This is a genomic window from Pseudomonas sp. SZ40 (genome assembly GCF_052958135.1).
This window is the reverse complement of record NZ_JBQWIF010000013.1, coordinates 61,207-86,327: the sequence shown is the minus strand read 5'-3', so window position 1 is coordinate 86,327 and position 25,121 is coordinate 61,207. Positions and strand designations below refer to the sequence as shown.

At 63.6% G+C, this 25,121-nt stretch carries 21 protein-coding genes; 17 read left to right on the top strand and 4 right to left on the bottom strand.

The genetic code is table 11. The annotated features are described in order from the left end of the window. Positions 1 to 42 precede the first annotated feature (42 nt). From ACT9T4_RS12760 to ACT9T4_RS12710, 11 genes are all read left to right on the top strand, one after another. Entirely contained in the window at positions 43 to 1,077 is a 1,035-nt protein-coding gene (locus ACT9T4_RS12760; protein WP_042553241.1) for a proline racemase family protein, read from the top strand. A 157-nt stretch (positions 1,078 to 1,234) separates the two neighbouring features. Further along, complete coding sequence (locus ACT9T4_RS12755) at positions 1,235 to 2,002, top strand: alpha/beta fold hydrolase (RefSeq protein ID WP_042553240.1); 768 nt, start codon at positions 1,235 to 1,237, stop codon at positions 2,000 to 2,002. After that, positions 1,999 to 2,811: an aspartate dehydrogenase gene (locus ACT9T4_RS12750; protein WP_179537868.1), complete on the top strand. Its 813-nt coding sequence runs from the start codon at positions 1,999 to 2,001 to the stop codon at positions 2,809 to 2,811. The genes ACT9T4_RS12755 and ACT9T4_RS12750 overlap by 4 nt, the downstream gene beginning before the upstream one ends. A gap of 188 nt (positions 2,812 to 2,999) precedes the next feature. Further along, positions 3,000 to 4,187 carry an MFS transporter gene (locus ACT9T4_RS12745; RefSeq protein WP_499117280.1) on the top strand — a complete coding sequence of 396 codons (1,188 nt, stop codon included), beginning with the start codon at positions 3,000 to 3,002 and terminating at the stop codon, positions 4,185 to 4,187. A gap of 149 nt (positions 4,188 to 4,336) precedes the next feature. Beyond that, positions 4,337 to 4,873 carry a cupin domain-containing protein gene (locus ACT9T4_RS12740; protein ID WP_042553237.1) on the top strand — a complete coding sequence of 179 codons (537 nt, stop codon included), beginning with the start codon at positions 4,337 to 4,339 and terminating at the stop codon, positions 4,871 to 4,873. A 395-nt stretch (positions 4,874 to 5,268) separates the two neighbouring features. Continuing rightward, a complete protein-coding gene (locus ACT9T4_RS12735) occupies positions 5,269 to 7,191 on the top strand; it encodes a methyl-accepting chemotaxis protein (protein ID WP_499117277.1) in 1,923 nt (640 codons plus the stop codon). Between the two features lie 355 nt (positions 7,192 to 7,546). Then, positions 7,547 to 8,254 carry a hypothetical protein gene (locus ACT9T4_RS12730; protein WP_499117275.1) on the top strand — a complete coding sequence of 236 codons (708 nt, stop codon included), beginning with the start codon at positions 7,547 to 7,549 and terminating at the stop codon, positions 8,252 to 8,254. Positions 8,255 to 8,346: 92 nt separating this feature from the next. Further along, on the top strand, positions 8,347 to 9,846 hold the full coding sequence (locus tag ACT9T4_RS12725; protein WP_499117325.1) for a catalase: 1,500 nt from the start codon (positions 8,347 to 8,349) through the stop codon (positions 9,844 to 9,846). Positions 9,847 to 9,955: 109 nt separating this feature from the next. Continuing rightward, entirely contained in the window at positions 9,956 to 10,516 is a 561-nt protein-coding gene (locus ACT9T4_RS12720; RefSeq protein ID WP_499117273.1) for an ankyrin repeat domain-containing protein, read from the top strand. 379 nt (positions 10,517 to 10,895) lie between these two features. Beyond that, positions 10,896 to 11,672 (top strand): hypothetical protein, encoded by a 777-nt coding sequence (locus tag ACT9T4_RS12715; protein WP_499117271.1) that lies wholly within the window; start codon positions 10,896 to 10,898, stop codon positions 11,670 to 11,672. A 90-nt stretch (positions 11,673 to 11,762) separates the two neighbouring features. Beyond that, positions 11,763 to 12,410, top strand: coding sequence for a TetR/AcrR family transcriptional regulator (locus tag ACT9T4_RS12710; RefSeq protein ID WP_042556086.1), 648 nt, complete (start codon positions 11,763 to 11,765; stop codon positions 12,408 to 12,410). Positions 12,411 to 12,416: 6 nt separating this feature from the next. Here ACT9T4_RS12710 and ACT9T4_RS12705 read toward each other — a convergent pair whose 3' ends face one another. The 4 genes from ACT9T4_RS12705 to ACT9T4_RS12690 form a co-directional block, all read right to left on the bottom strand. Beyond that, positions 12,417 to 15,959, bottom strand: coding sequence for a molybdopterin cofactor-binding domain-containing protein (locus ACT9T4_RS12705; RefSeq protein WP_499117268.1), 3,543 nt, complete (start codon positions 15,957 to 15,959; stop codon positions 12,417 to 12,419). Next, positions 15,950 to 16,444, bottom strand: a complete 495-nt coding sequence (locus tag ACT9T4_RS12700) for a (2Fe-2S)-binding protein (protein ID WP_499117266.1) — start codon at positions 16,442 to 16,444, stop codon at positions 15,950 to 15,952. Before ACT9T4_RS12700 ends, ACT9T4_RS12705 begins: the two co-directional genes overlap by 10 nt. A gap of 352 nt (positions 16,445 to 16,796) precedes the next feature. Further along, positions 16,797 to 17,246, bottom strand: coding sequence for a MarR family winged helix-turn-helix transcriptional regulator (locus tag ACT9T4_RS12695; RefSeq protein ID WP_042556714.1), 450 nt, complete (start codon positions 17,244 to 17,246; stop codon positions 16,797 to 16,799). A 188-nt stretch (positions 17,247 to 17,434) separates the two neighbouring features. Further along, the gene (locus tag ACT9T4_RS12690) at positions 17,435 to 18,487 is read right to left on the bottom strand and encodes a 2,5-dihydroxypyridine 5,6-dioxygenase (protein WP_499117263.1); all 1,053 of its coding nucleotides are present in this window, start codon (positions 18,485 to 18,487) and stop codon (positions 17,435 to 17,437) included. A gap of 318 nt (positions 18,488 to 18,805) precedes the next feature. Here ACT9T4_RS12690 and ACT9T4_RS12685 point away from each other — a divergent pair, with 318 nt between their 5' ends. The 6 genes from ACT9T4_RS12685 to ACT9T4_RS12660 all read left to right on the top strand — a co-directional run bounded on the left by ACT9T4_RS12685 (position 18,806) and on the right by ACT9T4_RS12660 (position 25,063). Continuing rightward, positions 18,806 to 19,954 carry an FAD-dependent monooxygenase gene (locus ACT9T4_RS12685; RefSeq protein WP_499117261.1) on the top strand — a complete coding sequence of 383 codons (1,149 nt, stop codon included), beginning with the start codon at positions 18,806 to 18,808 and terminating at the stop codon, positions 19,952 to 19,954. Continuing rightward, positions 19,951 to 20,772, top strand: a complete 822-nt coding sequence (locus ACT9T4_RS12680; protein ID WP_499117259.1) for an alpha/beta fold hydrolase — start codon at positions 19,951 to 19,953, stop codon at positions 20,770 to 20,772. Before ACT9T4_RS12685 ends, ACT9T4_RS12680 begins: the two co-directional genes overlap by 4 nt. Next, positions 20,769 to 21,521: a maleate cis-trans isomerase family protein gene (locus ACT9T4_RS12675; RefSeq protein WP_042556710.1), complete on the top strand. Its 753-nt coding sequence runs from the start codon at positions 20,769 to 20,771 to the stop codon at positions 21,519 to 21,521. The genes ACT9T4_RS12680 and ACT9T4_RS12675 overlap by 4 nt, the downstream gene beginning before the upstream one ends. Before the next feature lie 7 nt (positions 21,522 to 21,528). After that, positions 21,529 to 22,170 (top strand): N-carbamoylsarcosine amidohydrolase, encoded by a 642-nt coding sequence (locus ACT9T4_RS12670; protein WP_499117257.1) that lies wholly within the window; start codon positions 21,529 to 21,531, stop codon positions 22,168 to 22,170. A gap of 180 nt (positions 22,171 to 22,350) precedes the next feature. Beyond that, positions 22,351 to 23,667 carry an MFS transporter gene (locus ACT9T4_RS12665; RefSeq protein ID WP_042556708.1) on the top strand — a complete coding sequence of 439 codons (1,317 nt, stop codon included), beginning with the start codon at positions 22,351 to 22,353 and terminating at the stop codon, positions 23,665 to 23,667. Positions 23,668 to 23,797: 130 nt separating this feature from the next. Then, complete coding sequence (locus ACT9T4_RS12660; RefSeq protein WP_499117255.1) at positions 23,798 to 25,063, top strand: OprD family porin; 1,266 nt, start codon at positions 23,798 to 23,800, stop codon at positions 25,061 to 25,063. The last annotated feature ends 58 nt before the right edge of the window (positions 25,064 to 25,121 follow it).

The following is a 25,121-nucleotide window of genomic DNA, read 5'->3' as shown; positions in this document are numbered from 1 at the left end:
CGCCGAGGGATCAGGCACCACTCCCTGAACGAAGGTCTGGTTATGAACTTCAAGCGAATGATCAATGTGGTCAGTGCCCATGCGGCTGGTGAGCGCAATGACGTGATCACCGGCGGCGTACTGGACGTCCCCGGGCAGACCATCTTCGACAAGATGAAGTACCTGGAGACCCAGGGTGACGACCTGCGCAAGCTGCTGCTGCAGGAGCCTCGCGGCAGCGTCACCCAGTGCGTCAACCTGGTATTGCCGTCCGCGCATCCCGAGGCGGATGTGGGGTTCGTCATCATGGAATCCGAGTTCTACCCGCCGATGTCGGGCACCAATACGATCTGTACGGTGACCGTGCTGCTCGAGACCGGCATGCTCCCCATGGCCGAGCCGGTCACGCGCCTGACCCTCGAGGCTCCTGGCGGGCTGGTGCGTGTCGAAGCGGCGTGCCGCAATGGCAAGTGCACCAGCGTGACGTTCTCCAACGTGCCGTGTTTCGTCTTCGCGCTGGACCGCTTCATCGAGGTACCGGGCATTGGCTCGCTGAAGGTCGACGTGTCCTACGGCGGGATGATCTACGTGCTGGCCGATGCCCAGGCCCTGGGCTTTGCCATCACCCCGGACGAGGCCGCCGATATGGTCAGTGTCGGTGAAGTCATCAAGGCCGCTGCCGCCGAGCAGGTGCCTGCGGTGCATCCGGAAAACCCCCAGATCCACACCATCAACCAGACGCTGTTCGCTGGCCCGCTACGGGACGATCCATTGGGCAAGCGTTCGCGCAATGGCGTCATCGTTTCTCCAGGGCGGCTGGATCGCTCACCCTGCGGTACCGGGACCAGCGCCCGGTTGGCGGTGATGCATGCCCGCGGGCAGATTGGCATGGGCGAGAAGTTCGTCCACGAATCCATCCTGGGTACCGAGTTCGTGGGCGAGATCGTCGAGACCATGAGTATCGGGGGCCGCCCGTGCATCCGCCCGACCATTTCCGGGCAGGCCTGGCTGACGGGGTTTCATCAGTACGTGCTCGATCCCAGCGATCCGTTCCCCACCGGCTACACCCTCAGCGATACCTGGCGCAGGAGCGGCTGACGCCCGTCCCGCAGCAGAGACGCTCGAAGACAATCCGCCAGCGGGTTGTCCGCCTGGATTTGTAAACGATTACGGGCTTGCGGCTGGCAAGCCGAGGCATGAGGAGCATGCAGATGTGCAAAGCAATTCACGCTGCTCGGAAAGGGAGTAGAGCGCCATGAGCGCAGCGATCAACATCGTGGAAAAGGGGCAGGGCGATGCTGTCGTGCTGATTTCCGGCCTGGGTGGGCTGGCGTCCTTCTGGGAGCCCAGCGTGGCGGCGCTGAGCCAGTCCTGGCGAGTGATCACCTTCGATCATCCCGGCGTCGGTGGCAGCGAGATCGACGGCTTGCCGAACATCCCCGGTATCGTCGCCGCCGCGCTCAGGGTGTTCGACGAGCTGGAGCTCGACCGGGCGCACGTGGTGGGGCACTCCACCGGCTCGCTGGTCGCCCAGGCGCTGGCACTCGACCATGGGCCGCGGGTTCGCAGCCTGGTGCTGAGCAGTGGCTGGGCGCGCCCGGACAAGCGCTTCGAGGACTTCTTCGCCTACCGCAAGTATGTGCTGGCCTGGTTGGGAGGTACCGCCTACAACGCGCTGACGCGCTTCGCCGGCTATCCCTCGGCCTGGTACGGCGAGCAGTTCGCCATCGACGGCGCCGTGAACTTCGACGAACCGTCACCTCTGGATGTCGGCATGACCCAGGCGCGCATGGACATGTTGCTGGGGTACAGCCGCCGCGACGAACTGGGGGCCGTCCAGGCGCCCACCCTGGTAGTCGGTGCACCTGACGATTACATCATTCCTTTCCATCACAGCGAGGAGCTGGCCAGCCTGATCCCCAGGGCCAGGCTGCTGGCGCTCAACGGTGGCCACTTCGCGCCGCTCACTCGCACTGACCTGTACACGGCGATCTTGGCCGAATTCTGGGAGTCCTTAGCATGAGTGAACCAACAATCAGGCGAGTCGGCATCATCGGCCTGGGGGCAATCGGCAGGCGCGTGCTCGAAGCCCTGCAGACCCAGCACCTGCCATCGGCCTCCTATGCGGTCGTGGATCGCATGCAGCACCCCGAGGCTTTCACCGAGTCTCGTCACCTGACGCTGTTCAGTGACGTTCGGTCGCTCATCGACTGGCAACCCGATCTGGTCATCGAGTGTGCTGGCCATGGCGCGGTCGTGGATGCCGTTCCGGCCTGCCTGCGGGCGGGTATCGATGTGGTGATCGCCTCCATCGGAGCGCTGGCCGACAGGGCCCTCAGGGAAGATCTGGAGCAGGCTGCCAATGCCGGCAAGGCACGCCTGATTCTGGTCTCGGGGGCGATTGGCGGGCTCGATGCCATACGTTCGGCCCGTGCGGCTGGGCTGGACGAAGTCATCTACATCGGTCGCAAACCACCTCAGGCCTGGGGCGGAACGCCTGCCGACGATGTATTCGACCTGGCCAGCATCGACGAACCGACCACCATCTTTCGCGGTTCGGCCGCCCAGGCGTCGGTGCTGTTCCCGAAGAACGCCAACGTGACCGCCGCGGTGGCGCTCTCCGGCGTCGGTTTCGAGCTGACTCAGGTCCAGTTGATCGCCGACCCTGGCGTGCACAAGAACGTCCATGAGGTTCAGGCACGAGGCGCCTTTGGCGAACTGTCGATCCGCCTGATCAACAACCCCTTGCCGGACAACGTCAAGACATCCTGGCTGGCTGCGCTGAGCATCGAAGAGGCGGTCGCCAAGCAGTTACAGGCGCTGGTGTTCTGATGGCCGGGCGGCTTGGCGCAGGAGCCGGATGGGGAAGGGGCGGGCACTGCGCGGGCCGCGCCATGACGATTTTGAATACGTTGATTTGTAATCGATTACGGGCTTTAGTCTGACTACGGCCTGGAATGCCAACCCTGGGTGCTCACCTAGCACCCAGTCACGCAACCAATGTTCAGCGAGATCCAGCCATGAGCATCGTCAGTGATCTGAAATATTCACGTTACGCAACGACATCGATCTTTTTCGTCAATGGCCTGGTGTTGGGGATATGGGCCACCAACATTCCGGCCATCAGCAGGGCGCTCGGTCTGAGCGATGGGCAGCTGGGGGCCGCCCTGAGCATGTTCGCGGCGGGTACCATGCTGATGATCTTCCTGGCTGGCAGCGTCGCCAACAAACTGGGCAGCCGTGCGTCGATAGTCATCGGCGGGATATTGCTGTCGATCTCTCTGCCACTGCTGGTGATATCGCCGTCCTACGAGGTGTTCTTCGTCATTCTGCTGTTCTTCGGGATGTGCAACAGCGTCATCGACATTTCGATGAATACCCATGCCTCGATCATCGAGGAGAAGCTGAACAAACCACTGATGTCCTGGTTCCATGCCGCGTTCAGTTTCGGTGGCATGGCTGGCGCCGGGTTGGTGTCGGTACTGGATGCCTATGCACTGAGCGCGCTGACCAATCTGGGCGTGGCCGCAGTGCTGATGCTGCTGACCACCCTGCTGTGTGCCAGGCCGCTGCGTCACCTGCGTCCGACTCTGGCCACGGTTGCCGAGAAGAAGAAGGTGGTGATCAGGCCCAACGGCACCCTGTTGATCATCGCGATGCTGACGGTCATGTCGCTTTTCACCGAGAACTCGATGATCAACTGGAGCGCCAAGTACCTGACCGACGTGGCCAGCACCAGCACCGGTATCGCTGCATTCGCTTTCGGTGGCTTCAGCTTCGCCATGGCGATCGGGCGCCTGATCGGCAACCCGCTGATTCGCCGTTATGGCCGTGACCGGGTGCTGGTCTGTTCGGGGCTGCTGGGCGTTGTCGGCTTCGCCCTGGCCATCAGTGCACCTGCGCCGCTGACTGCCATCGTCGGCTTCATGCTGGTCGGCCTCGGGCTGGCCAACATGACACCGATTCTCTACAGCAAGGCTGCTCAGGCGTACCCGCAGGCGCCCAGCCTGGGGCTGGCGCTGAACGGCACCATTGGCTATCTGGGCTTTCTGATCTGCCCGCCAATCATCGGCGCTACGTCGGATCACATCGGCCTGCAGTTCAGCATGTCGCTGCCGCTGTTGGCCATGTTCATCGTCAGTCTGGTCGCCTGGAAAGGGCAACTGGAAGTGCGCCAGCGAGCGACCACGAGTCCGCTCGCTGACTGACCGTCATGGCCGTGAAAGCCCTGCCGAGCAATTGGCGTGCAGCGCTTCACGGCCCTTTGCCGATCCTGTCGAAGAGACGCAGTAGCCTTTTCAGGCGCGGCTGCGGGTGCCACTTCGACGGTAAGGCCACTTTTCTAGAGGGCAATACGATGTCGATGATCGAGAAAGGCAACAATGCTGATCTGGGCGATATTCTGGTACTCGGGCCAGACGACGGAAAGGACTACTGGCAGCCCGTGCCGGCCAATGGCTTCATTTCCGTGCGTATCGATCCCGAAGAGCTGGAAATTCAGAGCCCGTTCAGCCTGGGCACGCAGACGCTGCCGCCGGCCAGCTACGTGAGGGAGCACTACCACCCGATACATGACGAAGTGCTGCATTTCATCCGCGGGGAGGGCAAGGCGCGCATCGATGGCAAGGAATATATCGTCAAGCCGGGCGTGACCATCTTCGTCGGCCGCGGCCGCCGGCACATGTTCATCAACGACAGCGACAGCGAGCTGCACTGGCTGTGGTTCATCCAGCCAAACGGCCTGGAGATATTCTTCAAGGACATTGGTATCGACAAGCAGCCTGGGCAACCCGAGCCCGAGCCGTTCCCACGGCCAGCCAACGTTCTGGAGATCGAGAAGACCACGGCGTTCGGCCCGCCGCTCGAGGATGCCTACGTCCCGCGGTTCGACTGATCGGATTCCACGCCGCAAGCACGGGCGATGCTTCAGCAAACAGCTCTGAACGCTCGCCCGTATCGCTTCACCCTCCGCCCGCCCGTGCCAAGGCCGATCTCCTGTCCATCCGCTCGGGCAAGGGCTGTATTGCCGATACCCGCGCCCCAGAGCGCCGCATTCAATTTCCAGCCAATCGCGATTTAGGTTGAACCAAGCCGCGCGCCACTGCGTCTGTGCAATATCAAAGTGATATCGTTCGCTTCGGCGGACCCCACAGCATCGTCATTTCGATGGGTGAATCATCGCGACACCGGCTGGGATGCCGTCTCAGAACCGCGCTTGGAGTGCGGGCTGGCTCAACAAGAATAAGTCTCCAGTTTCCTCATCACATGAATTTGCAGTTGGAGCGATCCATGAATACGTGGTTTGGCAATATCAGCGTCACCATGAAACTGGCTTTGGGGTTCGGCCTCGTACTGGCGCTGACCATGGCCCTGGCCGCCGTCAGCTGGACCAGCCTGGACAGCGTGGTGCAGCGCAGCGAGCGCATGACCGACGTCAATGACCTCACGCATACCCTCACCGATCTGCGTGTGGCGCGCTTGCAGTACCTGCTCTCCAATGGCGGTGCGGCGGAAGCCGACAAGGTGCAGCAGCAGATTCGTGTGCTGGCTCAACGGCAGCAGGAAATGTTGCCGCACTTCCAGAACCCGGAGAACGTACGGCTGATCAAGCAGCAGATCGAGTTGATCGAGCAGTATCAGAAGGCCTACGACAAGACCAACGTGACCTACACCACCGCCAACAAGACCCGCACCGAGATGGTCGACATGGCGGATCGCGCCGGTGAGTTGATCGACCGTGTCAGGGACGAAGTGGCCCGCACTGCCGTGGGCGACGAAGCGGGCTTCGCGCGTTACCAGGCCATCGCCCGGCTCAAGGACGACGTGCAGACCCTGCGTTACCGCGTGCTCACCTACACCGCTGATGTGAACGAGCGCACCGAGCAGGCACTGAACCAGCAGATCGAGCGCGTCGATCAGGGGCTCGATGGCCTGGCGACCGTGTTCGCCGGCGACTATCGCGACCAGATCCAGCAGCTCGAGAGCTCGGTCACCGCCTACCGCAGCCTGCTGGGTACCTATCGCACGGCAACCGCCGAGCGCTTGCAGTTGCGCGACGCCATGACCGATCAGGTGCAGGAGATCGTCAAGGGCAGCGACGCGCTGCTGGCCATGCAGGTCAAGCTGCGTGACAGCGACACCGGCTTCGCCACCCGCATGATGATCGGCGCCACGTTGCTGGCCCTGCTGGTGGGCATACTCGCCGCCTGGCTGATCACCCGGCAGATCACCCGTCCGCTGCAGGAAACCCTCGAAGCGGTGGAGCGCATCACCAGCGGTGACCTCACCCAGACTCTGCAGGTCAGCCGTCGCGACGAGCTCGGTGTGGTGCAGCAGGGTATCCAGCGCATGGGCAGCACCCTGCGTGAGCTGATTGGTGGCATCCGTGATGGCGTCACGCAGATCGCCAGCGCCGCCGAGGAGCTGTCGGCCGTCACCGAGCAGACCAGCGCCGGGGTCAACAGCCAGAAGGTGGAGACCGATCAGGTGGCTACGGCCATGCAGGAAATGTCGGCTACCGTGCAGGAGGTGGCGCGCAGTGCTGCCGAGGCCTCCCAGGCCGCGTCCGATGCGGACCACGAGGCCAGCCAGGGTGATCGGGTGGTGGCGGAAGCCATCGCGCAGATCGATCGCCTGGCCGCCGAAGTGACCCGTTCCACCGATGCCATGAGCGAGCTGCAAAGCGAGAGCAAAAAGATCGGCGGCGTGATGGACGTGATCAAGGCGGTGGCCGAGCAGACCAACCTGCTGGCCCTCAATGCCGCCATCGAGGCCGCGCGTGCCGGTGAAGCGGGGCGCGGGTTCGCCGTGGTGGCCGACGAGGTGCGCGGGCTGGCTCAGCGCACGCAGAAATCCACCGAAGAGATCGAAGGCCTGGTCGCTGGTCTGCAGCAGGGCACCCAGCAGGTGGCAGCCATCATGCACGGCAGCCGCGAGCTGACCGACAGCACCGTGGCTCTGACCCGCAAGGCCGGTGAGGCGCTGGGGATGATCACCCGCAAGGTGTCCAACATCCAGGCGATGAACCAGCAGATCGCCGCCGCCGCCGAGCAGCAGGGCGCGGTCGCCGAGGAAATCAGCCGCAGCGTGGTCAACGTGCGCGACATCTCCGAGCAGACCGCAGAAGCCAGTGAGGAGACCGCCGCATCGAGCATCGAACTGGCGCGTCTGGGCAACCAGCTGCAGATGATGGTCAGCCACTTCCGCGTGTGACGCCCAGGCGGAATGCCCACGACACCGTAGGAGCCGGCTTGCCGGCGAATGGTGGGCATGCCGCGATTTCGCTGGATGGCCGCTATTGATTCGCCCGCAAGCGGGCGCTGGTACCCACACAATCGCGTAGGAGCCGGCTTGCCGGCGAATGGTGGCCATACCGCGATTTTGTTGAATGGCCGCTATCGCTTCGCCCGCAAGCGGGCTCCTACATGGGCTCGGGTATCCACACGGTCGTGCCGGCTTGCGGCGATTGGTGGGCATGCCGCGATTTTGTTGAATGGCCGCTATCGCTTCGCCCGCAAGCGGGCTCCTACGTGGGCGCTGGTATGCACACGGTCGCGTAGGAGCCGGCTTGCCGGCGATTGGTGGGCATGCCGCGATTTTGCTGGATGGCCGCTATCGCTTCGCCCGCAAGCGGGCTCCTACGTGGGCGCTGGTATCCACACGGTCGTGCCGGCTTGCCGGCGAATGGTGGCCGTTCCGCGATTTTGTTGAATGGCCGCTATCGCTTCGCCCGCAAGCGGGCTCCTACGTGGGCGCTGGTATGCACACGGTCGTGCCGGCTTGCCGGCGATGGGTGGGCATACCGCGATTTCGCTGGATGGCCGCCATCGCTTCGCCCGCAAGCGGGCTCTGGTATCCACACTATCGCGTAGGAGCTGGCTTGCCGGCGATTGGTGGGCATGCCGTGATTTTGCTGGATGGCTGCAATCGCTTCGCCCGCAAGCGGGCTCCTACATGGCGCTGGTATGCACAGGGTCGCGTAGGAGCCGGCTTGCCGGCGATTGGTGGGCATGCCGTGATTTTGCTGGATGGCCGCTATCGCTTCGCCCGCAAGCGGGCTCCTACATGGCTCTGGTATCCACAGGGTCGTGTAGGAGCCGGCTTGCCGGCGAATGGTGGCCATACCGCGATTTCGCTGAATGGCCGCTATCGCTTCGCCCACGAGCCGCGGCCGATCGGCGCTTCGCTTATCACTTTCGGGCTCTATCGCGTAATAAGCATTGTCTATCGGGGCGCTGGGTTTTCCCAATTTAGACCAGCGGATGACCTCTCGTAGCCTTGGGAAAGCGCATGACGCGCTTGGAACCATAAGAAAACGAGGATTCATCCATGAAACCCAAAAATTCATGGGCACCTGCCCTTGGCTTGATGACGGCGACCTTGTCCGCTTCTCTGTTCAGCTTTTCCGCCCACGCTGCGCCTCTGACCCGCGACAACGGCGCCCCGGTCGGCGATAACCAGAACTCACAGACTGCAGGCAGCACCGGCCCCACGCTGCTGCAGGACGTGCAGTTGATCCAGAAGCTGCAGCGCTTCGACCGCGAGCGCATCCCCGAGCGGGTGGTGCATGCGCGGGGTACCGGCGCCCACGGCGAGTTCACGGCAAGTGCCGACATCTCCGACCTGAGTCGCGCCAAGGTCTTCACCAAGGGCACCACCACACCGGTGTTCGTGCGCTTCTCCAGCGTGGTGCACGGCAACCATTCCCCGGAAACCCTGCGTGACCCGCGCGGCTTCGCCACCAAGTTCTACACCAGCGAAGGCAACTGGGATCTGGTCGGCAACAACTTCCCGACCTTCTTCATCCGCGATGCCATCAAGTTCCCGGACATGGTGCATGCCTTCAAGCCCGACCCGAACACCAACTACGGCAGCAACCGCACCCAGTTCGATTTTTTCAGCCACGTGCCCGAAGCCACCCGCACCCTGACGCTGCTGTATTCCAACGAAGGGACGCCGGCCAATTACCGGCAGATGAACGGCAACGGCGTGCACGCCTACAAGCTGGTCAACGACAAGAACGAGTACCGCTACGTCAAGTTCCAGTGGCGCAGCCTGCAGGGGGTCAAGAACAACGACCCGCAGCAGACCGAGCAGATCCAGGGCAAGGACTTCAACCACATGAGCCGCGACCTGATCACCACGATCAACGCCGGCGACTACCCGAAGTGGGATCTGTACATTCAGGTGCTCGAACCCGCTGACCTGGCCAAGTACGACTTCGATCCGCTGGATGCCACCAAGATCTGGCCGGACGTGCCCTACAAGAAAATTGGCCAGATGGTCCTGAACAAGAACCCGGATAACGTGTTCCAAGAAACCGAGCAGGTGGCCATGGCGCCGTCCAACCTGGTGCCGGGCATCGAGCCCTCCGAGGATCGCCTGCTGCAGGGCCGGCTGTTCTCCTATGCCGACACGCAGATGTATCGCCTGGGCGCCAACCACGCGTTCCTGCCGATCAACCAGGCCAAGGTGGCGGTCAACAACGGCAATCAGGATGGCGCGGCGAACATCGGCCACACCACCACCGAAGTGAACTACGAGCCCAGTCGCATCAACCCACGGCCTGCCAGCGAGCATGCGCGTTACAGCAACCTGCCACTGAGCGGCAGCACCGAGCAGAAGAAGATCCAGCGCGAGCAGAACTTCCTGCAGGCCGGTGAGCTGTACCGTTCCTACGACAAGAAGATGCAGGGCGATCTGATCGCCAGCCTGGGCGGTGCCCTGGCCGAGGCTGAAGACGAGAGCAAGCACATCATGCTGTCGTTCTTCTACAAGGCCGATGTGCAGTACGGCGAGGGGCTGACCCAGGTAGCCAAGGGCGATCTGGCACGGGTCAAGGCACTGGCCGCCAAGCTGCAGGACTGACCTTGCGACCGGCCCACGCCGGTCACTCCGTGGCGCACCGCCCCCGAGCGGGCCGTGCGCCACGGGTTCCCCAACCCGGGAGCGGCCGCTGGCCGTTCGGGAGGTTCCCATGTTGCGTACCCTCTGCTTTGCGCTGACGCTGACCGGCGCGACTTCGCTGCTGGCCGATACTCCGCCCGCCGGCGATGCCGAGCACATCCAGGCGCAATTGCGCACTTACTACTTCGATGCGGCGCGGGCGGGCAATACCGCGATGCTCGACGAATTCATCCAGGCCGGTTACGACCTCGATACGGCTGACGAGAAGGGCTACACGGCGCTGATCCTGTCGGCCTACCACGGCCACCGCGAGGCGGTGGAGCGCCTGCTGAGCGCTGGTGCCGATGCCTGCGCCCAGGACCAGCGCGGCAACACCGCCCTGATGGGGGCGATCTTCAAGGGTGAGGTGCGCATCGCCAAGCGGCTGCTCGACGCCGACTGCAGCCCTGATCAACGCAATGGCAGTGGCCAGACGGCCGCCATGTACGCGGCCCTGTTCCAGCGCAAGGACATGCTCGATGCCCTGGCCAACAAGGGCGCCGACATGAGTGCCGAGGATGCCTTCGGCAACAACCCTCAGCGCCTGGAACAAGGCGACATTCGTACACGCTGGTCGCAGGAGCCGCCTTGAGGACGACGATGGTGCCGTCACTGCTGCGGCGCGTCGGATTCATAGCCGCTAACGCTCCAGCCCAGGTGCGCTAGGCGGCTGGCGCTTCGTATCGGGCCCGGGAGCCTCTAGTTGGCCATTCTCTGGCCACCATGCCATTCGTCAGAAGCTGCCGCTGGTCGCGCATCGAACGGCCCTGGCTGGGCTACAACTGCCTGTCTGGAGGTAATTCCCATTCAGCGTGGCCCGTTGGGCGGGCCATCTCCGGCTTGGCCTGGATGATCACCCCTGGCGAGCGAACGGCGAACCCGCGATATGAAGGTGCGAGTCGGGTCGGAGGACATCCCGAGGCTTGCCGATTGGCGTGACCGTCGAAACAGCAGAGAAGGACGCGACCACAATGCCCGATTTTCAGAAGGCCGACCCGCAGGTCGTGCCGCGCATCGTCAACGAAATGGAGAGCCAGGGATATTCCGTCATCGAGGGTTTCCTCTCCGAGGAGCAGTTGCAGGCGGCCCGCACCCACGTCAATTACGAAGTGGAGCGGCACCACCACGAGTACTTCGCCATGCAGGGCCAGGATGCCGTGAGGGGCAGCATCTTCGAAGAGATGAGCGTGTCGCCCCAGGTGATGGACCTGTTCAGGCACATCTACAAGACCGGCACCGGCCAACCACCGCGCTCACCCGACATCTTCCCGGCGCTGCGCTGCCTGCAGGGCAAGACCGGCAAGCGCGAGTCCTATTACTTCCACTACGACGCCGCAGCGCTGACCGCGCTCATTCCGCTGGTGACGCCCAGCGAAGGCCGCGACTGCGGGGATTTCATCTTCTTCCCCAACCTGCGCAACATCCGCAGCAACCTGTACGTCAACATTCTGGAAAAGGCGCTGATGCAGAACACCCTGACCCAGAAGCTGGTGACCTTCGCCGTCAAGCGCAGCTGGCTGAAACCGGCGAAGATCAAGATCGTGCCCGGCAACGCCTATTTCTTCTGGGGCTATCGTTCGCTGCACGCCAACGAACCCTGCGACCCCAACGCGCTGCGCTCCACCGTGCTGCTGCATTACGGTGAGCCGCACAGCCGAGAAAACCTCGCCTCGAAGCTGCTGCTCGGTTGGAATTTCCGCCGTGCCCGGGTGATCAACGAGCGCACCCGGCGCAAGGACGTGGGCTAGGCGCGTCCTGCGGGGAGGCAGGCGGCAAAGTGGATTGGCCGGGAGCAGATGCCGCATACTTCGCCGTCGATTAAGCCAGCGGGATACACCATGGAAAAGGCCAAGACCGGTACGCGAGCTGCCCAGGCGGATCGCAGTCGGGCGGCAATCCTCAAGGCGGCGGTTAAGGTGTTCAGCCGTCAGGGTTATGCCGGGGCGCGCACCGAGCAGATTGCCAGCCAGGCCAAGTGCAACGAGCGGATGATCTATTACTACTTCGGCAGCAAGGATGAGTTATTCGTCAATGTGCTGGAGCACATCTACGCCCAGTTCAACCGGGCCGAGGCCCGGCAGGTGTTCGATCTGGCAGACCCCGAGCAGGCGATCCGCGATCTGGTCGCCTTTACCTGGACCTACTACCTCAAGCACCCTGAGTTCATCACCATCCTCGGCACGGAAAACCTGCTGCAAGGCGTGCACGCCCGCAAGTCGGGCAACCTGCGGGCGCTCTCCGGCACCGCAGTGGGCGTGTTGCAGCCGATCGTCGCCGCCGGTCAGGCGCAGGGGCTTTTCCGCGAGGATATCGACATCCGGCACCTGTACCTGATGATCGCCTCGCTCTGCTACTTCTATAACTCCAACCTGCACACGCTGAGCTGTTTTCTCGATGACGAACTGGTCAGCGTCAGCGAGAAGGCGCGCTGGCTGGCGTTCATCAGCGACGTGGTACTGCGCGGTCTGCGCCGCGCGGCGTCGTGATGGGGCTCAGTGGGTGCCGGGGTTGGCGCGCACGTGCGCGACTTTCTGGGTCAGGTCGAGCCACGCCGGCTGCTCGCTGGCGAAGCGGTGGCGCAGATAGGCGACCAGTTCGGCGACCTGGCGGTCGTTGAAGCTGTCCTTGAAGGCCGGCATGTAGCCGAGTTCAGGAGTCGCCGGCGTGTCGATGCCATGCAGGATGACCTTCAACAGGTTGTCCGGCATGCGGCTGTGCACGTTGCTGTTGACCGCCATCGATGGGCTCACGCCAAACAATTGCGGGCCCAGGCCATCGCTGTGACAAGCCTGGCAGGCGCTTTCGAAGGTGCGCTGGCCACGGGCGAGCGCTGCCGGGTCGGGGGCCGTGCTGCTGGCGACAGTCTGCGCTGGCGCTGGCGCGTCCAGAGAGATCAGGTAATTGGCGATGGCCTGCACATCGCTTTTCGGCAGCATCGCCAGCTCACTCACCACCGGGCCCATTGGGCCGGCAGCCACGCCGTGGCGCTCGGAGAACCCGCTGCTCAGGTAGTCGGTCAGTTCCGCCTCCGTCCAGGGCGTAGCGCTGCTGCGCAGGCCGCTGAGTGGCGGTGCCTCCCAGCCGTCGACCATCCCCCCGGCAAGAAACGACTGGCCGCCTTTTTCCGCGCCGAGCAGGTTGCGCGGCGAGTGGCAGGCGGCGCAGTGGCCCAGGCCGTTGACCAGGTAGGCGCCACGGTTCCATTGCTCGCTGCGGGCCAGGTCGGCCTGGTATTCGCCGCGCCCGAGAAACAGCGCGTTCCAGCCAGCCATCAGCGGGCGGATGTTGAACGGAAAGCTCATCTGGTTGGCCTGGGCAGGCTGCTTCACGGCGGGCTGCGACATCAGGTAGGCATACAGCGCCTGCATGTCGGCATCGTTGATGTTGCGAAACGCCGTGTAGGGAAATGCGGGGTACAGGTGGCGGCCATCGCGGCTGATGCCTTCACGCATGGCGCGCTCGAATGCGCCGAACGACCAGCTACCGATGCCGGTTTCACGATCCGGGGTGATGTTGGTGCTGTACAGCGTACCGAACGGGGTGTCCATGGCCAGGCCGCCGGCATTGCTGGCACCGCCAGGCGCGGTATGACAGACCGCGCAGTCGCCAGCGGCTGCCAGCAAGCGGCCTCGCTCCAGGGTGGCGGCGGACCAGGTGCCGGAACCCGCTGGTGCCACGGGGGCGATCTCCGCGCGCCAGGGCAGGGCGGTGGTGAGCAGGCCCAGGGTCGCGCCCAGCACGCCAGCCAGGCCACCAAGCCACCACTTGCTGCGTTTGCCCGTGGCGGGAGCCGCTGGCGCTGCGCTGTCGGCCCCGCCGTCAGCAGCGAGCGCGGCACGAACCCGTTCGGCGGTGATCGGCAACTCGCGAAAGCGCAGGCCTGTGGCGTCGAAGATGGCGTTGGCAATGGCGGCCGCACTGGGTACGGAGGCCGATTCGCCGCTGCCCATGGGCGGTTCGGTCTGCCGAGGCATCATCATCACGTCGATGGCAGGCACTTCGGGAAAGGTCAGGATTGGGTAGGTGCCCCATTCGGTGCTGGCGACTCGCGAATCCTCGAACTGCACCTGCTCCTTGAGTACCCGGCTGGTGGACTGCACCACGTTGCCGTGGATCTGGTGACGCACGCCCTCGGGGTTGATCATCATGCCGGCGTCGTGGCCGATCACCACGCGGGTAACGGCCACTTCGCCGGTGCGCTTGTCCACCGCCACATCGGCGACCCAGGCAGCCCAGGCCGCGCCGAAACCGGGGAACTTGCTGTGAATGTAGCGGGCATAGGCGAAGCCCCGGCCGCGTAGCACGTCACCCTCGGCGGGCGTTTGCTGCGGTTGGGTGCGCGGCTGCCAGTCGGCGCGCTGGGCGGTGGCCTGGATCAGATCCCTGGCGCGTGGATCGTCCAGGTGGCGCAGGCGGTATTCGACGGGGTCCACCCCGGCGGCGAATGCCAGTTCGTCGATGTACGACTCGTGGGCAAAGCTGTTCGGCATGGCAGAAACGCCGCGCATCCAGGACGCGCGCACCAGCGGGGCCATGTCGTTGATGGTGACGCGCATGTGCTCGTAGTCGTAGGGCGGTATCGAGGTGCGGTCGCCCATCTCGAACATCATCGGCAATGGCTCGACGCGGCCGGTGAGCAGCAGCGCCAGGGTCGGCGCGCCGTTGGACGGGTAGCTGGTCTGGAAATCGTAGGCGCTGATGCTGCCATCGGCATTCAGGCCGCCGTCGACCTCCATCAATTGAGCGGTGCCCTTGGGTTCCCACACGTGTTCCTGTTCGCGGGTGAGTTGAACCCGTACCGGTTTGCCCACCGCCCTGGACAGCAGCAGGGCATCGGCGCATACGTCATCCGCGCAGTTGCGCCCGTAGCAGCCGGCGGCCTCCATGCGAATCACCTCGATGCGATTCTCGTCGCACTCCAGTAACCAGGCCAGGTCGGCACGCAGCAAGTGAGGGTTCTGGGTGCCCGACCAGACTTTCGACTGCTGCTCGCTGTAGTCGGCCAGTGCGCATGAAGGGCCGATCGACGCGTGCAACTGGTAGGGCCAGAGGTAGCTGCGGGTCAGTCGCTGGTCGGCGTTGGCCAGGGCCTGCTCGACGTCACCCTTGTCGAGAACCGTGCGGGCGATGCGCGGGTTGTCGCGGATGGCCTGGGCGATATCGCGCATGTCGGGCAGTTTCTGTGTCCAGGGTTTCCATTCGATTTCCAGTTGCTGGGCGGCGCGAGCTGCCTGCTCCTCGCGCTCGGCGACCACGCCGACGAAGTCGCGTATCACCACCACGGCGACGATGCCCGGGATATCGGCGATGGAGCTTTCGTTGACCGAGAGCAGGCTGTTGCCGACGAATTCGCCACTGTCGTAGCCGGCGTAGGGCGGACGTACCACGCGGCCATGCAGCATGCCCGGCAGGCGCATGTCGTGGACGTAGGTCAGCTCGCCCGTGGCCTTGCCGGGAATGTCCACGCGCTGCGCGGCCTGGCCCACCAGGCGGTATTCGCTTGCCGGTTTGAGTGGCGCGTCGCCGCTGATGGACAGACGAATGTGCTGGCCGGCGATCAGTTCGGCGAAGCTCAGCTCGCGGCCGTCCGGGTGATGGAAGCGGCCGCGCTGCAGCCTGAGCTGCTCGACATCCGTCTGCCAGCGCTCACTGGCCAGCCGGCCCAGGTGGCGTCGCGCTTCCGCAGCGGCATTGCGCAGAGGAATCGCGCTGATCTGGATGGTCGCGCTGGCGATGGTTGCGCCCTGATTCGGCGCTCGCTCGGTGTCGCCCAGGACCATCTCGACCTGATCCATGTCCAGGTTCAGCTCTTCGGCGACGATCTGCGCCAGCGAGGTGCGGATACCCGTGCCCAGGTCGACATGACCGTTGAAGGCATGAACTCGGTCACCGGCGATGGCGAGAAACAGCCCGAGTTCGCGAGGTTTCAAGGTGGCGCTCTGGCCTTTGGGCATGGGGCCGGAGGGGGGCTGGATGGTATCGATCACCAGCAGCGCATCGGGCTGTTCGAGCCATTGGTCGCGGGTCAGGTGCATGGGGTTTCTCCGTGCGGGGCAGCGGGACGGCCGGCGGCACGCAGGGCCGCGCGCATGATCTCGACGTGGGTGCCGCAGCGGCACAGGTTCGCCGACAGCTCGTTGCGCAGTTCTTCGTCGCTGGGGTGTGGGTTGCGATCGAGCAGGGCCTTGATGGTCATGATCATGCCGTTGAGGCAGTAACCGCACTGCGCCGCCTGTTCGCTGATAAAGGCCTGCTGCACCGGATGGGGGCGTTCGCGACAACCCAGGCCTTCCAGGGTGGTAACGCTGCGGCCTACGGCACCGCCAACGGGAAATACGCACGAGCGGGTGGCGCGGCCATCGACGATTACCGTACAGGCGCCGCACTCACCCAGGCCGCAGCCGTACTTGGGACCATTGAGGGCCAAATCGTTGCGCAGGATGTAGAGCAAGGGGGTCTGCGGCTCAGCATTGAGCTGCACCGCCTGCCCATTCACTTGCAGGATCAGGTTCTTTTCCATGGATGCCTTGCTGCCTTGTCTGCCCGATCCCGGCGTTACCGCATTACCCAGGAAGGAGGCTTTTAGTTCGTTAAGTGCTTACTTCATGAAATATGCTTTTGGGTAGGCAAGGAATGGGCCAGGGCGAGTGGCTTGGGCAATTCAGGAGGAGGGGGGCAGCTGTCTGCCGGTAGCTGTCGTGGCAGATTTGCAGGCAGTGGCTGCACGGTGGCGTAGCAGTGACGAACCTGCTTCGCGAGCGTGCGCCATGCGTATCAATCGCGGGCGTGGCCCGCTCCCACGGGGGATTGCTGGGAGGCTACCTGCACCTTGCTCGAGGCAGTTGTCGGCAGAGTCGTGGACGATCTGCGGCCTACTCGCCGCTGTCGTTCATCTTGCGCAGCAGGTAGAGAATGGCGATGCGCTCGCCGGGATTGAGGCTGCCCATGGTCAGCTCGCTGATTTCCTGGGCACAGGGAATCATCTCGGTCAGCAGTGCCTGGCCCGCGCTGGTCAGTTCGACGATGACCTTGCGACGGTCGTCGGGGTCGGGCGACAGGGCGACCAGGCTGCGCGCCTTCAGGCGTTCGACGATGCCGCGAATGGTGGCTTGGTCGACGGCCGTGGCCTTGATCAGCTCGGCCTGGGAGCTCGGGCCATGGTCACGCAGGGCGCACAGTGTGACGAACTGGATGGAGGTCAGCTGAGCGTCGCAGACGTTCTGCTGGAAGATCGCCGTATGGCGCTGATAGGCCTTACGCAGCAGGTGGCCGATCTGTTCGGTTACCTGGTAGGTGTTTTCTGGGCAGTTGTCGGTCGACATGGGGGCATTCGGTTCGAGGCGCAGGTGGCCGAGTATAGCGGTGCAGGGCGGTCGCGTGTCTGCCTGCAGTATTTTCCGGCTGGCGCTGGAGCGTTGCGCGGCCGCCACGGGCTGCGGGCTGTACATGGCGACGAACAGTGCCGTAGCCCTTGTTGCCCGACGCCTGCGGCCGCGCCCGTGGTGCCGTGTCAGCCAGCCTTCGAGGCTTCGGGATAGACCACGTCGCCAGCCAGCACCACGGCCTGATCGTCCAGATAGATATCGCAGTTGCGCAGTGGAATATCCAGATGGCAGGGCGTCTTGCGTGTGCCGCCGACCTCGGTGTTCGGCCCGGTGGAGAACAGGAAGTTGCCGTAGAACGCACGCGCGTCCATGCACATGCCGTCGTTGCGGTCGTGCAGGCCCATGGCTGTCCACTGCGCGCGGGGTTGCAGCCCCCAGCCGATATGGGAGATGCCGTACACCTCCGGGTCTTTGAAGTACTTGAGGTAGTCGCGCAGGTACTCGGCTTCGAAACCGCCGTGGATGGCGGTGATGAAGCCCTTGTCGATTTCCAGGGTGATGCGCTCGCGGCAGTAGTTCTTGAACGGCAGCAGGATGTCGCCGACGTCCAGCACGAGGGTGCCTTGCGCGCTTTCCTCGTTCGGCCAGCTGAACAGGAAACCGCTGGGCCAGTGATCCCAGCGGCCTGGCTCGTCGGCGAAGCCGTACTCGGTGACCGCCGGGTACTGCCCCAGAGCGGCATGGAAGTCGCTGCCTGCAGCGGACTTCACGTGCAGGCTGCGCGCCTGCTTGAGCAGCGCCTCGCTCGCCAGGACGCGGCGTTTGTCGTCCTCGGTCGGCAGCATGCGCGCCAGTACTTCGGGTGGCTCCACGGCGAGCAGGATTCGGGTTCCGGTCTTCAGGATCTGCTCCTGCTCCGGAGAGTGCAGCAGCATCATGGTGTCGACGACCAGGTCGGCAGCTTCCAGTGCACGCTGTGCGGCGAGGTTGCCGGTCAACGCGGTGTCGCCGCAGTAGGCCGTCATGTCGTTGCCCATCGCCCTCGGGTGGTTGAACGACGGCAGTTCCACGGCATACACCTTGGCGTTTAGTCGCTGCGCGGCATCCATGGCGGCGCGCATGGTTCTCGGGTTCGAGTAATGGCTCTTGAGAATGGCGACGCTCTGGGTCGCATCGACCCTGGACAGGGTCAGCACCTGTTCGAACATCTGGGTTAGTTCGCTATCGCTTACCGGCATGACGTGTCTCCTGAAAAGTCGTGAGGAGGGTGCACCGAGCTGGTGCCTTGCTGCTGTCTGATGGTGCGTTTTTATAGAGTGTGCACTCTAATTGTTTAAATAAAACACCAGCCTGAAGATCTTGGCAAGGTTTCGCTTGCAGCGTTACCTATCTACACAATTGCTGTTTTGTGAGCTTTTTATTGATGATTGGTAGCAGTTTTCGCGGCGCGCGGTTTTTTTGAGGAAGGCTCTTCACTTTTTAAAAATATAGTGCATACACTGTAATTGTTCGGTGGGGAAACCCGCTTCGTCGTATCCAAGAGAGGAGGTGCGCCCATGGGGGCTCAGCAAAGAATTGCCATCGTTGGTGCGGGGCTGGGGGGCGCCGCTGCCGCTACCCTGTTGCAACAGGCAGGGTTCGAGGTCACGGTCTACGAGCAATCGCCGGAGTTCTCCCGGCTGGGGGCCGGTATTCATGTCGGGCCGAACGTAATGAAGATCTTCCGGCGCATGGGGCTGGAGAAGCCGCTCGAGGACATGGGCTCGCACCCTGACTTCTGGCATAGCCGCGATGGCGAGTCGGGGGAGTATCTGGCACGCATTCCGCTGGGTGAGTTCGCCCGGCGCGAGTACGGGGCGTCCTACATCACCGTTCACCGTGGTGACATGCACGTGTTGCAGATGCACAGCATCGCGCCCGGCACGGTGCGGTTCGGCAAGAGGCTGGAGCGCATCGTCGATGAAGGCGACCAGGTACGCCTGAGCTTTACCGATGGCTCAGAGGCCACTGCCGATATCGTCATCGGTGCCGATGGCATTCATTCCAAGATTCGCGAGGAGCTGCTGGGCGCCGAATCGCCTATCTACAGCGGCTGGGTCGCGCACCGTGCGCTGATTCGCGGCGAAAGTCTGGTGCGGCACGCCGATCTGTTCGAGCCCTGCGTGAAATGGTGGACGGATGATCGTCATCTGATGGTCTATCACACCACCAGCAAGCGCGATGAGTACTACTTCGTCTCGGGCGTGCCGCATGAGGCCTGGGATTTCCAGGGCAACTACGTGGACAGCAGCCAGGAGGAAATGCTGGCCGCGTTCGAGGGCTACCACTCCACGGTGCAGAAGCTGATCCGCAGCACCGAAGACATCACCAAGTGGCCGTTGCGCAACCGCAACCCGCTGCCGCTTTGGAGTCGTGGGCGCCTGGTGCTGCTGGGCGATGCCTGCCACCCGATGAAGCCGCACATGGCCCAGGGCGCCGGGATGGCGATCGAGGATGCGGCGATGCTGACCCGCTGCCTGCAGGAAACCGGGTTGTCGGATTTCCGCACGGCTTTCGAGCTCTACGAGGCCAATCGCAAGGAGCGTGCGTCGCGCGTACAGGCCGTCTCCAACGCCAATACCTTCCTGCGTACGCAGGAGGATCCTGCCTGGGTCTACGGTTATGACGTCTATGCCCAGCCGCTGAAAAGCGGGGTGGCGGCATGAGCACCCTGATTGGTGGCGGCAACGTGCAGGCCAACGGCATTCGCCAGCACTACCTGCGCTACGGCGGCCAGGGGCCGGTACTGCTGCTGGTGCCCGGCATCACCAGCCCGGCGATCACCTGGGGGTTCGTCGGCGAGGTGCTGGGGCGTCAGTTCGATACCTACATTCTCGACGTGCGTGGGCGCGGTCTGTCCTCCAGTGGTGCGGAGCTGGCCTATGACACCGATACCTGTGCCGCCGACATCATCGCCTTCGCCGCTGCCCTGGGGTTCGAGCGCTACAGCCTGCTCGGCCACTCGATGGGCGCGCGCTTCGCCATTCGCGCCGCGGCGCTGGGCGCCAAGGGGTTGGAGCGCCTGGTGCTGATCGATCCGCCTGTGTCCGGGCCGGGCCGGCGCGACTATCCGAGCAAGCTGCCCTGGTACGTCGACTCCATCCGTCAGGCCGAGCAGGGCATGGATGCCGAGGCGATGAAGGCGTTCTGCCCGACCTGGAGCCAGGAGCAATTGCAGCTGCGTGCCGAGTGGCTGCACACCTGTTACGAGCCGGCCATCGTGCAGGCTTTCGAGGAGTTCCATCAGGTCGATATCCATCAGTATCTGCCTGCCGTGAAACAGCCTGCGCTACTGATGGTGGCAGGGCGCGGCGGGGTCATCGAGCCGGTCGACGAAGCCGAGCTGCGCGCGCTGAAGAGCGATTTGCAGGTCGTTCGCGTCACGGACGCCGGGCACATGATCCCCTGGGACGATCTCGACGGTTTCTTCGCCGCCTTCGGCGACTTTCTCGGCCAGCCCATTCACCACGAGGTTCTGCCATGAACACGCTCTATCGCATCGGCCAGATCGTGCCGAGCTCCAACACCACCATGGAAACCGAGATCCCGGCGATGCTCACCGCGCGCCAGGCGATTCGCCCGGAGCGCTTCACCTTTCATTCGGCGCGCATGCGCATGAAACAGGTGAAGAAGGAGGAGCTGGCAGCCATGGATGCCGAGTCGGATCGTTGCGCGCTGGAGCTGTCCGACGCCAAGGTCGACGTGCTCGGCTATGCCTGCCTGGTGGCGATCATGGCCATGGGGCTTGGCTACCATCGCCAGTCCGAAAAACGTCTGCGCCAGGTGACCGCCGACAACGACGCCAATTCGCCGGTGATCACCAGCGCGGGTGCGCTGGTCGAGGCGCTCAAGGTCATGAAGGCCAAGCGCATCGCCATCGTCGCTCCCTACATGAAGCCGCTCACCGAGTTGGTGGTCGACTACATCCGTGAAGAGGGTTTCGAGGTGGTCGACTGGCGTGCCCTGGAAATCCCCGACAATCTGCAGGTCGCGCGCCATGACCCGGCCAACCTGCCGGATATCGTCGCGGGCATGAACCTGGAGGGTGTCGATGTGGTGGTGCTGTCTGCGTGCGTGCAAATGCAGTCGCTGCCGGCGGTGGCCAAGGTCGAGGCGCTGACCGGCAAACCGGTGGTCACGGCGGCCATCGCCACCACCTATTGCATGCTCAAGGCGCTGGATCTGGAACCAATCGTGCCTGGCGCCGGCGCGCTGCTGTCCGGCGCCTACTGAGGAGGTGGTGATGAGCGCGCAGAGTCTTAGCGACAACTATCAGGGCGTCTGGGGGCAGCGTATCGGCTTCGGTACGCGGCCGGCGCTGCTGATGATCGATTTCATGCAGGGCTACACCACGCCGGGCGCGCCGCTGTATGCACCGGGTGTGGTCAGCGCGGTGGAGCAATCGGTGGCCTTGCTCGACGTGGCGCGCCGGCTGGGTATCACGCTGGTGCACAGCAACATCCGCTATCACGCCGCCGATTTCGCCGACGGCGGCATGTGGGTACGCAAGGCGCCGGTGATGAAGGACATGGTCGACGGCAACCCGCTGGCCGAGTTCTGCCCGCAGGTGGCGCCCCAGCCAGGCGAGCAGGTGCTCACCAAGCAATACGCCAGTGTGTTCTTCGGCACGAGTCTGGCTTCTCAGTTGCACGCCCGAGGTATCGACACGCTGTTGCTGGCCGGCTGCTCGACCAGTGGCTGCATTCGCGCCAGTGCGGTGGATGGTGTGCAGCACGGTTTCCGCACCATCGTCGTGCGTGACTGCGTGGGGGATCGGCACCAGGCGCCCCATGAGGCGAATCTGTTCGACATCGACAGCAAATACGGCGATGTGGTCAGCCTCGAGGAGGCGTTGGCGTACCTCGACCGACTGTCTGCGTGAACACTCAATAAGGAATCTGCGGTACGCCGCTCTTTCCACGGGTCGCCCTGATGCGGGTGGCCGCCGTGCCTCGGGTACGGCCCTGACGCTGCCTTGGAAGGTCATCGGTTGATGACGCTTGCGGGCGTCGACGACTGCTGGCTTCAACAAAAATCACAAGTCACCGCCAGGAGACACGCAATGCCTTACGTACCCACCACCAGCACCGCCGTGGGCAGTGCACCCGACAGTACCCGCGAGCTATACCGGAAAGTGACCTGGAGGCTGATCCCTTTCCTGTGTTTCTGTTACCTCGCCGCCTATCTGGATCGCATCAACGTCGGCTTCGCCAAACTGCAGATGCTCACCGATCTGCAATTCAGCGAGGCGGCCTACGGGCTTGGCGCCGGTCTGTTCTTCGTCGGTTACATCCTGTTCGAGGTGCCCAGCAATCTGGTGCTCGAGAGGGTCGGGGCCAAGGTCTGGATCGCGCGGATAATGATCACCTGGGGCCTGTTGTCGGCCTGCACCATGTTCGTCACCACCACCACCGAGTTCTACATCATCCGCTTTCTGCTGGGGGCTGCCGAGGCGGGCTTCCTGCCAGGCGTGCTGTATTACCTGACCACCTGGTACCCGACGTACCGACGCGGACGAATAATTGCCCTGTTCATGATCGGCCTGCCCCTTTCCAGTGTGATTGGTGGCCCGATTTCCGGCTGGATCATGAATCACTTCGACGAGGTGAACGGGCTGCGGGGCTGGCAGTGGCTGTTCCTGCTGGAGGCGATTCCCAGCGTGTTGCTCGGTATCCTGACCTTCTGGGCATTGCCCAATCACTTCAATCAGGCCAAGTGGCTCGATGCCGATGAAAAGGCGCAACTGGCCCGCGATCTGGCGGCCGATGACGCAGAAGGCAAAGGCAGCAAGCACAGCTTTCGTGACGGCTTCTTCAACCTCAAGGTGTGGATGCTCGGCGGCATCGACTTCTCGATCCTGCTCAGTGCCTACGCCATGGGCTTCTGGATGCCGACCTTCATCCGCAATACGGGGGTGACCGATACCTTCCATATCGGCTTGCTGACCTCCTTGCCGAGCCTCGCGGCGCTGGCGGGCATGCTGCTGATCGGCGCCAGTTCGGACCGTCACCGTGAGCGTCGCTGGCACATCATCGTGCCGTTCATCATCGGCGCCATCGCCATGGCCAGCAGCACTTTCTTCAGTGACAACCTGATCATGACCGTCACGCTGTTCGCCATCGCCTCGGCGGCCATCATCGGTGCCGTGCCGGTGTTCTTCAGCCTGCCGGCCACGTTCCTCAAGGGCACGGCGGCTGCCACTGGCTTCGCCCTGGCCTGCTCGGTGGCGAATATCGCCGGCCTGGTGAGCAACTCGCTGATGGGCCTGGTCACCGACCTGACCGGCACCAGCCACGCCGCGCTCTGGTTCTTCGCCGGTTGCCTGCTGCTCAGCTGCTTCCTGGTGATCGCGCTGCCCGCGAAACTGGTCAACCGCTAAGGCGAGCGCTCCTGGTGTTGCCGGAGCGTGCTGTCGCGCGTTCCGGATTTTAAACCCTTCCCATCTTTTTCATTCTCACGCCATTTTTTCCAAGGCGTGCGTTTGCGTTCGTCTTTTTGGAGTGTCGATCATGACTTGCATGCGTCGTGTTGTCGGGGGCTGTCTGGTCGCAGGGCTGGGTCTGTCCGCTCAGGCCGAGGAGGGCGGATTCATGGAGGACTCCCAAGCTGACCTGCAACTGCGCAATTATTTTTTCAGCCGCGATTATTCCGGGATCGTCGGTAGCAGCACGCAATCGAGAACCCAGGAGTGGGCCCAAGGGTTCATCTTCGATTTCCGTTCGGGGTACACCCGTGGCCCGGTTGGCTTTGGTGTGGATGTGCTGGGGCTCTATGGCATCAAGCTCGATAGCGGTCGCGGGCGTACCAGCAGTGGTCTGCTGCCGGTGCACGACGGTCGGGGAGCCCATGAATATGGGCGCATGGGTGCAGCCCTGAAGGTGAAGTTGTCGCGTACCGAACTCAAGGTCGGTGAATTGCGGCCCCATCTTCCCGTGCTGTTTCACAGTGATCTGCGTTTGCTACCGCCGACCTATCAGGGGGCTGCGCTGGTATCCAACGAGATCGAGGGGCTGACGCTGCAGGCTGGGCAGATGCGTTCTACCAGCCTGCGCGACTCGACGGATCGCCAGGAGATGCACGGGCTGATCAACGACCCCGTCAACCCGGCACGTATCGCCCGCTTCACCAGTGACCGCTTCAACTACGCCGGTGCGGATTACAGTTTCAACGCCAAACGCACCAGCGTCGGCATCTGGCAGGCGCAATTGCAGGACATCTATCAGCAGCGGTTCTACAGTTTCAAGCATGCCGAGCCTCTTGGCGACTGGACGCTGGGGGTGAGCGCCGGGTACTTCGATAGCCGTGACGAAGGGCGCAGCATCGCCGGCAAGCTCGACAACCAGGCAGCCTTCGCGCTGTTCTCGGCCAGGCATGGTGGTCACACCGTCTATGCAGGGCATCAGCGGATCGACGGTGATGACGGCTTCATTCAGGTAGGCGCCAATACCAACCCGATGGGCAACACCTTGCCCACCTACGAATTCGCCGCGCCCGGTGAGCGCTCCTGGCAGGTGCGCCATGACTACGATTTCTCCGTGCTTGGCATCCCTGGCTTGACCAGTACCTTGCGTTACGTCACGGGTGGCAATGTGCGTACCGGGCAGGGCTATGAAGGCGAGGACTGGGAACGCGATCTGGATCTGGCGTATGTGGTGCAGAGTGGCCCGTTAGCGGGGCTGGGGCTGCGCTGGCGCAATGTTACGGCGCGCTCCAACTACCGCACCGACATCGACGAGAACCGGCTGATCGTCAGCTACACGCTTGGCCTGTTCTAGGTCACGGCAGGCGGGTAGCGGACGTTTCGGCGGTTGCCGCTGACCTGGCATTGGTTGC